The organism is Streptomyces africanus (assembly GCF_002150735.1).
Lineage (GTDB): Bacteria > Actinomycetota > Actinomycetes > Streptomycetales > Streptomycetaceae > Streptomyces > Streptomyces africanus.
Map to the genome: position 1 here is coordinate 1 of NZ_MUKA01000132.1, position 9406 is coordinate 9406.

Annotated in this window: 13 protein-coding genes; 6 read left to right on the forward strand and 7 right to left on the reverse strand. The window is 70.8% G+C overall.

The window, feature by feature from the left end; all coding sequences use genetic code 11:
- The 5 genes from CCL05_RS18390 to tal form a co-directional block, all read right to left on the reverse strand.
- Positions 1-163, reverse strand: a 163-nt coding sequence (locus CCL05_RS18390) for a DUF3037 domain-containing protein (protein ID WP_143589907.1), incomplete at its 3' end; no start/stop codon positions are given.
- Positions 160-915 carry a HipA family kinase gene (locus CCL05_RS18395; protein ID WP_086561589.1) on the reverse strand — a complete coding sequence of 252 codons (756 nt, stop codon included), beginning with the start codon at positions 913-915 and terminating at the stop codon, positions 160-162. The genes CCL05_RS18395 and CCL05_RS18390, both read right to left, overlap by 4 nt.
- A gap of 90 nt (positions 916-1005) precedes the next feature.
- Positions 1006-1500: a universal stress protein gene (locus tag CCL05_RS18400; protein WP_086561590.1), complete on the reverse strand. Its 495-nt coding sequence runs from the start codon at positions 1498-1500 to the stop codon at positions 1006-1008.
- Positions 1501-1549: 49 nt separating this feature from the next.
- Positions 1550-2785, reverse strand: a complete 1236-nt coding sequence (locus CCL05_RS18405; protein ID WP_086561591.1) for an NAD(P)/FAD-dependent oxidoreductase — start codon at positions 2783-2785, stop codon at positions 1550-1552.
- A 2-nt stretch (positions 2786-2787) separates the two neighbouring features.
- Entirely contained in the window at positions 2788-3909 is a 1122-nt protein-coding gene (gene tal, locus CCL05_RS18410) for a transaldolase (protein ID WP_086561592.1), read from the reverse strand.
- A 269-nt stretch (positions 3910-4178) separates the two neighbouring features.
- Between tal and CCL05_RS18415 the strand changes: the two genes are divergently transcribed.
- The 4 genes from CCL05_RS18415 (at position 4179) to CCL05_RS18430 (ending at position 6056) form a co-directional block, all read left to right on the forward strand.
- Positions 4179-4703 (forward strand): DUF2231 domain-containing protein, encoded by a 525-nt coding sequence (locus tag CCL05_RS18415; protein WP_086561593.1) that lies wholly within the window; start codon positions 4179-4181, stop codon positions 4701-4703.
- Positions 4704-4757: 54 nt separating this feature from the next.
- A complete protein-coding gene (locus CCL05_RS18420) occupies positions 4758-4952 on the forward strand; it encodes a hypothetical protein (protein WP_086561594.1) in 195 nt (64 codons plus the stop codon).
- A 46-nt stretch (positions 4953-4998) separates the two neighbouring features.
- Positions 4999-5391 carry a cupin domain-containing protein gene (locus tag CCL05_RS18425; RefSeq protein ID WP_086561595.1) on the forward strand — a complete coding sequence of 131 codons (393 nt, stop codon included), beginning with the start codon at positions 4999-5001 and terminating at the stop codon, positions 5389-5391.
- Between the two features lie 212 nt (positions 5392-5603).
- The gene (locus tag CCL05_RS18430; RefSeq protein ID WP_086561596.1) at positions 5604-6056 is read left to right on the forward strand and encodes a Rieske (2Fe-2S) protein; all 453 of its coding nucleotides are present in this window, start codon (positions 5604-5606) and stop codon (positions 6054-6056) included.
- On the opposite strand, the gene CCL05_RS18435 is transcribed toward CCL05_RS18430, so the two are convergent.
- Positions 6043-6693, reverse strand: a complete 651-nt coding sequence (locus CCL05_RS18435) for a cysteine hydrolase family protein (RefSeq protein WP_086561597.1) — start codon at positions 6691-6693, stop codon at positions 6043-6045. The genes CCL05_RS18430 and CCL05_RS18435 overlap by 14 nt on opposite strands.
- Before the next feature lie 140 nt (positions 6694-6833).
- On the opposite strand from CCL05_RS18435, the gene CCL05_RS18440 reads away from it, so the two are divergent.
- Positions 6834-7304 carry a pyridoxamine 5'-phosphate oxidase family protein gene (locus tag CCL05_RS18440; protein WP_086561598.1) on the forward strand — a complete coding sequence of 157 codons (471 nt, stop codon included), beginning with the start codon at positions 6834-6836 and terminating at the stop codon, positions 7302-7304.
- Between the two features lie 15 nt (positions 7305-7319).
- Here CCL05_RS18440 and CCL05_RS18445 read toward each other — a convergent pair whose 3' ends face one another.
- Positions 7320-8222, reverse strand: a complete 903-nt coding sequence (locus CCL05_RS18445; protein WP_086561599.1) for a LysR family transcriptional regulator — start codon at positions 8220-8222, stop codon at positions 7320-7322.
- Positions 8223-8296: 74 nt separating this feature from the next.
- Between CCL05_RS18445 and CCL05_RS18450 the strand changes: the two genes are divergently transcribed.
- Positions 8297-9235, forward strand: coding sequence for a DMT family transporter (locus CCL05_RS18450; protein ID WP_208641562.1), 939 nt, complete (start codon positions 8297-8299; stop codon positions 9233-9235).
- Positions 9236-9406 lie beyond the last annotated feature (171 nt).

The following is a 9406-nucleotide window of genomic DNA, read 5'->3' on the forward strand; positions in this document are numbered from 1 at the left end:
GCTCGTCTACTGCCGCGCCGATGTAGGACTCGGCGCGGCAGTAGACGAGCACCCCGGCGTTGATGCACTCGCCGCGCTCGACGCGCGGGACGACGCGCAGGACGGCGTACTCGTAGATCTGGCGGTCGCGCGGCCCGCCCTTGATGATGTGCCGGTCGCTCACGTGATCCCCTGGATGCGGTCGTGGATGACGGCAGCCCGTGCGAGCAGCGGCCGCGCGTAGGCCCGCCTCAGGTCGTCCGGCGTGTCGAAGCCGGGCTCGTCCGTCAGCCACGCGTCCGGGATCTGCGCGGTGACGTCGGCGAGCAGATCCTCGGTGACCCGGGGCGCCAACTCGGCCGCGGCGGCGGCGACATCAGGTGCGAAGGGCGCCAGGACATGGTCGGCGGCGTCGTAGGGGCGGGCCGCGGAGGCCTGCGCACTGGGCCAGTTGTGGTGCCAGATCATCGTCGCCCCGTGGTCGACGAGCCACAACTCGCCCCGCCACATCAGGAGGTTGGGGTTGCGCCAGGACCGGTCGACGTTGTGGACCAGCGCGTCGAACCAGACGATCCGCCCGGCCTCCCCGGAACCCACCGGGAAGGCGAGCGGGTCGAAACCGAGCGCGCCGGAGAGGAAGTCCATGCCGAGGTTGGTGCCGCCGCTGGACCTGAGCAGGCTCTGCACCTCCTGGTCGGGTTCGCCGAGCCCCAGTTCCGCGTCGAGCTCGACCGTGACCAGGCGTGGCACGCGCAGCCCCAGCCGGCGGGCGAGTTCCCCGCAGACCACTTCGGCGACGAGCGTCTTGCGCCCCTGTCCCGCGCCGGTGAACTTCAGGACGTACGTCCCGAAGTCGTCGGCCTCGACGAGCCCCGGCAGCGAACCGCCCTCACGCAGCGGCGTGATGTAGCGGGTCGCGGTGACCTCTTTCAGCATGTCCCTTGCTTTCGGCCTCCGGCATGAAGTGAGCATAGTAACCGAGGGTGATCGCGGACGAGGAGTGCCCGCGGTCGCTCTTGGACGGCGTCAGGAGGAGGCGTGGCGGGTGTCGGCCGGAACGACGACAACGGGCACGTGGGCGTGGTGCACGACCTCCGTGCTGGTCGATCCGAGCGTGAGGCGCCCCCAGGCGCCCGAACCGCGGGTGCCGACCACCAGCAGAGACGCGTCTTTGCTCGCGTCCAGCAGAACCTGTGACGGGCGGCCCGACGCGGCGATGACCTCCACCTCCACGTGGGGTCCGCCGAGTTGCCGCCCCAGTTCGTGGACCGTGTCGGTCACCGCCTGTCGGGCGACATCGTGGAGTTGTTCGTACAGGCCGCCGTCGTCCTCCGGCGCGGCCATCCATCCGTAGCCCGTGTATCGAGCAGAGGTGTAGTCGTAGGCACAGACCGCCCGCAGACCGGTGCCGCGCAGCTGTGCCTCGTGCAGAGCGAAGAGCACGGCGTGCCGGGCGTGCGGGGAGCCGTCCGTGCCGACCACGATCGGCCCGGCCGGGACGGGCGCGGGAGTGTCGGTCATCGGGAATCCTTCCGGAGAACTCACGTCGGCCGGCCGGGCGGCATTCCGATCAGGGCAGGAGGGACTCCAGGGGCACCTGTGGGTCGGTGAGCGCGTCCGCGTCGACCGGCCGGGTGGTGCGGACGAGGGCTTCGAGCTGGTCGTTGACGTCCCAGATGTTGACGTTCATGGCTGCGCGTACCCGGTTGCCGGCGAGCCAGAAGGCGATGAACTCGCGTCCGGCCACATCACCGCGGAAGACGACCTGGTCGTAGCCGCCCGGCTCGACGTACCCGGCGTACTCCATGCCCAGGTCGTACTGATCGGTGAAGAAGTACGGCACCCTGTCGTACACCGCGTCCTGCCGGCCGAGCATGGATTTGGCCGCGGTCTGCGGCTGGTGCAGCGCGTTGGCCCAGTGCTCGACGCGGATGTGCTTGCCCAGCAGCGGGTGGAAAGCGTTGGCGACGTCACCGGCGGCGTAGATGTCCGGGTAGGAGGTGCGCAGCCGTTCGTCGACGCGGATGCCGTCGTCGACCTCCAGGCCCGCCTCCCGGGCCGGCCCGGTGTTCGGCATGATACCGACCCCGACGATGACGACGTCGGCGTCGACGCGGGTGCCGTCGGACAGCCGCACCCCGTCCGCCGCGCCGCCGCTGCCGGTGATCTCGGCGACCCGCACACCGAACCGCAGATCCACGCCGTGGTCGCGGTGCAGGTCCGCGAAGACCTGAGCCACCTCGCGGCCGAGGACCCGCAGCAGCGGCAACTCGGCCATCTCCAGCACGGTGACCTCCGCACCGGCCGCGCGGGCGGCGGCAGTGGTCTCCAGACCGATCCATCCCGCACCGATGACCACGGCCCGTGTGGCGGACCGGAACGCCTGCTTGATCCGGTCGCTGTCCTCGACCCGCCGCAGGTACAGCACGCGCTCCAGGTCCGCACCCGGGACAGGCAGGCGGCGCGGGGAGGATCCGGTGGTCAGCAGCAGCTTGCCGTAGCCGACCCGGTCGCCGCCGGCGAGTGTCACCTCGCGCGCGGCCGGGTCGAGGGCGGTGACTGCCGTGCCGAGCCGCAGGTCCACGTTGTGTTCGGCGTACCACTGAGGCGGGTGCACGTAGATCTGCTCCCGCGCGTCCTTGTCCATCAGGTAGCCCTTGGACAGCGGTGGCCGCTCGTAGGGCCGTTCGCTCTCGTCCCCGATCAGGACCAGCGGTCCGTCGAAGCCTTCCTCGCGCAGGGCCTGAGCGGCCTTGGCCCCGGCCAGGGAAGCTCCGACGATCACACACGCGTCGTTCGCGGACATCGTCAGCTCCCTTCCCCGGCTGCGGGCCGGCGCCGCAGCGTTGCGGCGAGCTGCTCGGAGAGCTGTTCCCAACTGGCGTCGAACTTCGACACCCCCTCGTCCTCAAGGGTCTGCACGAGGTCGTCGTAGTCCACGCCGACGTCCCGCAGTGCGCCGAGAACCCGCTGAGCGTCGTCGTAGTGGGCGCGGATCGAGTCGGCCGGTACTCGGCCGTGGTCGGCGACCGCGCGCAAGGTGGCCTCGGGCATGGTGTTGACCACGCCGGGTGCGACGAGCTCGGTCACGTAACGGGTATCGGGGTAGGCGGGATCCTTGACGGAGGTCGAAGCCCACAGCGGACGCTGAGGGTGGGCCCCGGCCTTCTGAAGAGCATGCCAGCGGAGTGCGGAGAACACCCGCTCGTAGTGCTGGTAGGCCAGCCGTGCGTTGGCGATCGCCGCCCGGCCGCGCAGCTCGGCCGCCTGCGCGGTGCCGGTCTTGTCCAGGCGTGCGTCCGCCTCGGCGTCGACACGGGAGACGAAGAACGAAGCCACCGAGCCGATCCCGGACAGCTCCCGGCCCGCCTCGCGGGCCTGTTCCATCCCTTCGAGGAAGGCCGTCATGACCTCGTCGTAGCGGGTGAGGGAGAAGATCAGCGTGACGTTGATGCTGATGCCCTCGGCCAGGCACGCGGTGATCGCCGGCAGGCCCTGGCGGGCGGCCGGGATCTTCACGAACAGGTTGGGCCGGTCGACCAGCCACCACAGCGCCCGCGCCTCCGCGATCGTCGCCGCGGTGTCGTGCGCGAGCCGGGGATCGACCTCGATGGAGACCCGACCGTCGACGCCGTCCGTCGCCTCGTGGACGGGGCGCAGCACGTCGCAGGCCCACCGGACGTCGGTGGTGGTCAGCGCCCGCAGCGCCTCCCCGACCCCGACTCCGCGAGCCGTCAGGTCATGGATCTGTGCGTCGTACGCCTCGCCGCCCGTGATGGCCTTGGCGAAGATCGTCGGGTTGGTGGTCACCCCCACCACCCGGTCCCGCGCGACCAGGTCCGCCAGACTCCCGGACACCAGCCGCTCCCGGCTGAGATCGTCCAGCCAGATCGAGACTCCGGCATCGCTCAGTGTGTTCAAGGGATTCATGACGCTGCCCGCTCCTCCCGCGCGCCCGGCGGAGTGAACAGCTCAAGGCTTCTCGCTGCCCGCCCGCGGCCCGCACCAGAGCTTGCCTGTCGCTCCATCGTCGCCGGACGGCCGTCAGCCCGCAATCCGCACGCAGCGACGGGCCGGCGGTCCTGGTCTTCGTCCGGGAAGCGGTCCGGCGAAAGCCCTCACCGGCCCGCGTTGGCGCTCCTGTACATCGAGGGAGAAGCTGGAAAGGCGTAGCACGGACCAACCGGCCTGGAGGTGCCATGTACAGCAAGATCACCGTCACCGGCCATCCCGTTCACCCGATGCTCGTCGGCTTCCCCATCGCCAGCTACACCGGCACGCTGGTGGGCTTCGCCGTCTACGCGTCCAATGGGCAGCAGTTCTGGCTCAACCTGGCCATCGCCCTCAACATCGCCGGAGTCGGCACGGCACTGCTGGCGGCCTTGCCCGGCATCGCCGATCTGGCGTTCGGCATCCCCCGCCGGTCGGCGGCCAGGACCGTCGGAATCGCCCACGGCGGTCTCAATGTCGCTGCGCTGGGCCTCTTCGGCGCGAGCCTTGGCGTGTACGCCACCCATTGGGACGGCCCGGCGACCGGCGTCACTCCGGGACTCGCACTGTCGTCGGCCGGACTGGCCTGCACGCTCGCGGCCGGCTTCCTGGGCTGGACGCTGGTCCAGGACTACCACGTCGGTATCCGGCTCACGCCCCTCCAGGAAAGCGATGAACAGACGGTGCAGAGCGCCGAACTGATCCACCTGCATCGCGGGTCCCATGTGGCGTGAACGGCGTGGCCAGGCCCCGAAAGGGCGCCTCCGGGTGACACCACCTTCGCCGCCGTGCTTGCCGTGCTTGCCGTGCGGGGGACGATGCTGACGCTGCTCGCGGGTGGCGAACTCGGCCGTCCGCCGGTCCTCGAGCCCCTGCGCCGCGAGTTCGAGGCCACCCAAACGGGCACCCACACCTGGGACCAGCTAGCATCCCGCCCGGAGACCTGGCGGGTACGGATCGGAAAGGCGGCCGCCGATGCCTGATACCCCGTCTCCTGGTACCCCCGGGGCGATCGACGCGGACGTTGCCATGCCCTCCGCCGGGTCCGCTCCCGCACCGGCGCCGCGCCTGCTGTGCGACATCCATGCTCTCGCCCGGGCGGATCCGGCAACGGCGGGTGCCGTGTGGAAGCTCACCGAGTCCGGCCGTCAGCTCGACGCCAACCTCGTCCACCTGCCGGCCCACCAGCGCGTCGAGACCCACGCCGAGCCCGATCTCGACGTACTCCTGCTCGTCGTCGCCGGGCACGGCATCCTCGGCAGCGACGACCGGACCGAACCTCTCACAGGGGGCGCGCTGTTCTGGCTTCCTCACGGCTCGACCCGCCGCATCGCCGCAGGTGCGGACGGTCTGTCCTATCTCACCGTTCACCGCCGACGCCCCGGCATGCAGATCCGGTCCCGCTCCGCCGCGGACAGCTGATCACCGGCGTGTCTCCGCCGCCTTGATGTTCTGAACGAGGGCACCGACCGGCCGGGGCACCAGCGAGCCCGTCAGAACCCGACAGCGAACCGACAGCCCCGCTTTACCCACGCCGTTCCGCGTACCCGGCAGGATTTCGGCACTGTCTGAACAGCCGGTCCCCAGGGGCCGTACCTCTCGGCAGATCACGAATCCCCGGAAGGAACGTCAGCATGACCAGCGAATCAGTTCAGCCGAAGTCGGGACCGAGCCGCCGTGCCATCGTGGCGGCGGTGGGCGCGGCAGGGCTCACCGTGGGGCTGACGGCGTGCGGATCGGAGGACAAGGCGTCCGATGCGTCCACCGAACAGGGCGGCGCGGCGAACGAGGGAGCCGGCGGAGCGGCGCTCGCCAAGACCTCCGACATCCCCGAGGGCAGCGGCAAGATCTTCAAGGACGAGAAGGTCGTGGTCTCGCAGCCGACGGCGGGCGACTACAAGGCCTTCTCGACGATCTGCACCCACCGCGACTGCCCGATGGTGGACCTCAAGGACGACATCATCTCCTGCACCTGCCACGGCAGTAAGTTCTCCGTCCTCGACGGGAGCGTGAAGCACGGGCCGGCGGTCGAACCGCTGGAGGCGAAGAAGATCAGCGTGAACGGCGACTCCATCACGCTCGCCTGAGTCCCCGCGGGCGCTCCAGACACGCCAGCACCTCGTCCGTGGTCGCGACCGTGGCGACCAACGCGAGCGTGTGGCGGATCATCGCGGGGGTGTACTCGGACGGAACTCCCGCGATGGCGTCCGCCGGGACGACGGCGGTGTAGCCGCGGTTCACGGCGTCGAACACGGCGTTGGGAACGGCCACGTTGGCCGAGACCCCGGTGACGATCAGCGTGCGGCAGCCGAGGTTGCGCAGCAGCGGGTCGACATCGGTGCCCTGGAGGGGCGACAGCCCGTGCAGGCGCCGTACGACGAGGTCCTCCTCGGCGACCTCGATCGGGGCCGCGACCCGCACCGCCGGCGTGCCCGACACCTGCTGGACGGGCAGGCGTTCGGCGGCCCGGAACAGGCGGGCGTTGCGGCTGGCCCCGCGGCCGTCGGGGCGGCGCTCGGCGATGGCGTGCACGACCTGGACACCGCTCTCGTGGGCGGCGGCCACCAGTCGGGCGACGTTGGCGAGCACTCCGCCGGCGCGTGCCTGCTCGGCGAGTTCGGGCAGCGCGCTGTCCGCTCCGACGATGCCCTCCTGGCACTCGACGGTGAGCAGCACGCTGGTCCGCGGATCGAGGAGTTCGCTGAGCTCTGCGTACGCGGGCACGGTTCCCCCTGGGCGCCGGCGGCTGGGCGCGCGAGCGTAGCCACCATTGCGCACGGACGGAAGAGAATCCATTCTTTTCTGACGTGATGTCAGAGGATCTCTTCTGACACGACGTGAGAGAAGAAGGAAAGAGGGGGAGCATGACCGTCACTCAGCAGCGCCGGGGCCGGAAGATCATGATGACGCCTGGCGAGCTGGACGATTTCCTCACCACGCAACGCACCTGCCGGGTCGCCACGGTATCGGCCGACGGCGCCCCGCATGTGAGCACCCTGTGGTTCGCCTGGGACGGCACCTCGATGTGGCTGTACTCGGTCGTGCGCAGCAAACGGTGGACCGACCTGCGGCGCGATCCGCGGGTGGCGATCGTGGTCGACACCGGCGAGGAGTACGACGAGCTGCGCGGTGTCGAGCTGTCGGGCACCGTCGAGTTCGTGGGCGAGATCCCGCGCACCGGCGAGCTGCGGGCCGAACTCGACGTCCCGGAGATGTTGTTCGCCAGGAAGAACTTCCGTCTGGAGGAGATGCCGCACGACGGCCGGCACGCCTGGATACGTCTGACGCCGCAGAAGATCGTCTCCTGGGACTTCCGCAAGCTGGCGCCGCAGTAGAGCGGCGGCGCGGGCTCAGCCGAGGCTCTCCCCCGCCTCCTGGAGGGCCTGCACCGCGGCCCGGATCGACGGGCGGCGGTCGGCGTCCGCGCGCCAGACCACGTACACATGCCGCCGGACCCGCTGTCTGACGGGGACGGTCACGACCCCGGCGGGCACGGGACGGCGGCCGAGCAGCGGGGCGACGCACACGCCGAGGCCGGCGGAAACCAGCGCGAGCTGGGTGTGGGTCTCGGCGGCGCGGTGGCCGACGAGCGGCTCGATGCCCTTCGAGCGGAGCGTGAACATCAGCCATTCGTGGCAGAACTCCCCCTTGCCCCAGGTGATCCACTCGTCGTCGGCGAATTCTGCGAGGTCCACCTCGTCCCGCCCGGCGAGCCGGTGGGCCGCGGGCATGGCGACATCGGCGGGGTCGTCCATGATCGACGCCTTGACCAGGCCGTCGGGCAGCGCCATCGGCTTGTTGTACCAGTCGAGCACCACGGCGAGGTCGAGGTCGCCGCGCACCACCCCGGCGATGCCTGCCTCCGGTTCCAGCTCGCAGGAGCGCAGCCGGAGCGCGGGATGCCGCTCGCGCAGGGCGGGCAGCGCGAGCGGGAACAGGCCGCGTGCGGCCGTCGGGAACGCCGAGAGTCTCAGCTCGCCGACCACCTGTCCGCGCTGCGCCTCCAGGTCGGACTGGGCGAGTTCGACCTGGGACAGGATGCGCGCGGCGTGCTCGGCGAGCAGCCGGCCCGCGTCGGTGAGGCGCACCCCCCGGCCGTTCTTGGCGAGGAGCCGCTGGCCGACCTCCCGCTCCAGCTTGGACATCTGCTGGGAGACGGCGGACGTCGTGATGTGCAGCCCCTCGGCCGCGCCGCTGACCGAGCCGTGCCGGGCGAGGGCGTCGAGGGTACGCAGGCGCTCCAGGTTCAACATGTAAGCGATGCTACGCAATATGGGGTGCGAAATCTCGATTGTGCTACGAGGTTCTGCCCGGCATCGTGTCTTCCATGAGCACCGTCACCACCCCCGGCCGGGTCGCCACCTCTTCGGGCGACCGCCCCCGTCGCCGTCTCGACTGGCGTCTGCGCTTCACCGCCCTGTCCCTGATCTGGGGCTTCAGCTTCCTTCTCATCAAGGTGGGCACCGAAGGGTATGCGCCGTTCCAGGTCACGCTCGGCCGGCTGGTGTTCGGTACGGCGGTGCTGGCCGCCGCGATGGCGGTGCGCCGGGAGCGACTGCCGCGCGGGGCGCGCACATGGGGGCATCTGACGGTCGCCGCGTTCCTGCTCAACGCCCTGCCGTTCTCGCTGTTCGCGTACGCCGAGCTGACCATCCCGTCCACGCTCGCGGGCATCTGCAACGCGACCTCGCCGCTGTGGGGCATGGCACTGTCGCTGGTCGCCCTGTCGGAGGACCGCCCGACCCGGGTGCGGGTCGCCGGGCTCGGGCTCGGCTTCCTGGGCGTACTCACGGTGTTGGGCGCCTGGCAGGGCTTCCACGGCCTGGACGCCACCGGCACGGCGCTGGCCCTGCTGGCCTCCCTCAGTTACCCGATCGGCTGGATCTACGTCCGCCGCACCCTGGCCGGCACCGGCCACTCGCACCTGTCGATGACGGGCGCGCAGTTGCTGCTCGCGACGGTCCAACTGGCCGTCATCACGCCGCTGTTCACGACGCTGCCCACCAACCTGTCCGCCGGACCGCTGCTGGCGATCGCCGCCCTGGGCGCACTGGGCACGGGCCTCGCCGTCCTCCTCCAGTACGGCCTGGTCGCCGAGATCGGACCGACGACCGCCCAGATGGTCACGTACTTCATCCCGGTCATCGCCACGGCCGCGGGCGTCGCCCTCCTCGGCGAGTCGCTCACCTGGTCGACACCGGTCGGAGCGGTCATCGTCCTGATCGGCGCGGCACTTACACAGGTACGACCGAAGCCTCGGGGGTGAGGTCCGGGCGGGGCTTGGGATGCAGAGTCCCGGGCGCGAACTCGGGCGTGGAGGCGCGGGCGGGACTCCGCCGCTGACCTGGGCGAGACCCCGGACGGAGAGCCGCCGGGGCGGGCCGTGGGCGAGGCCGCCGGCCGCAGCTCGGCAGCCACTCGGGATCGCCGGTCGGTT

What these genes read in the sequence shown, in the direction of transcription:
- CCL05_RS18395 (WP_086561589.1), bottom strand. Translation starts at nt 915, where the DNA reads ATGCTGAAAGAGGTCACCGCGACCCGCTACATCACGCCGCTGCGTGAG.
- CCL05_RS18400 (WP_086561590.1), bottom strand. Translation starts at nt 1,500, where the DNA reads ATGACCGACACTCCCGCGCCCGTCCCGGCCGGGCCGATCGTGGTCGGC.
- CCL05_RS18405 (WP_086561591.1), bottom strand. Translation starts at nt 2,785, where the DNA reads ATGTCCGCGAACGACGCGTGTGTGATCGTCGGAGCTTCCCTGGCCGGG.
- tal (WP_086561592.1), bottom strand. Translation starts at nt 3,909, where the DNA reads ATGAATCCCTTGAACACACTGAGCGATGCCGGAGTCTCGATCTGGCTG.
- CCL05_RS18415 (WP_086561593.1), top strand. Translation starts at nt 4,179, where the DNA reads ATGTACAGCAAGATCACCGTCACCGGCCATCCCGTTCACCCGATGCTC.
- CCL05_RS18425 (WP_086561595.1), top strand. Translation starts at nt 4,999, where the DNA reads ATGCCCTCCGCCGGGTCCGCTCCCGCACCGGCGCCGCGCCTGCTGTGC.
- CCL05_RS18430 (WP_086561596.1), top strand. Translation starts at nt 5,604, where the DNA reads ATGACCAGCGAATCAGTTCAGCCGAAGTCGGGACCGAGCCGCCGTGCC.
- CCL05_RS18440 (WP_086561598.1), top strand. Translation starts at nt 6,834, where the DNA reads ATGACCGTCACTCAGCAGCGCCGGGGCCGGAAGATCATGATGACGCCT.
- CCL05_RS18445 (WP_086561599.1), bottom strand. Translation starts at nt 8,222, where the DNA reads ATGTTGAACCTGGAGCGCCTGCGTACCCTCGACGCCCTCGCCCGGCAC.
- CCL05_RS18450 (WP_208641562.1), top strand. Translation starts at nt 8,297, where the DNA reads ATGAGCACCGTCACCACCCCCGGCCGGGTCGCCACCTCTTCGGGCGAC.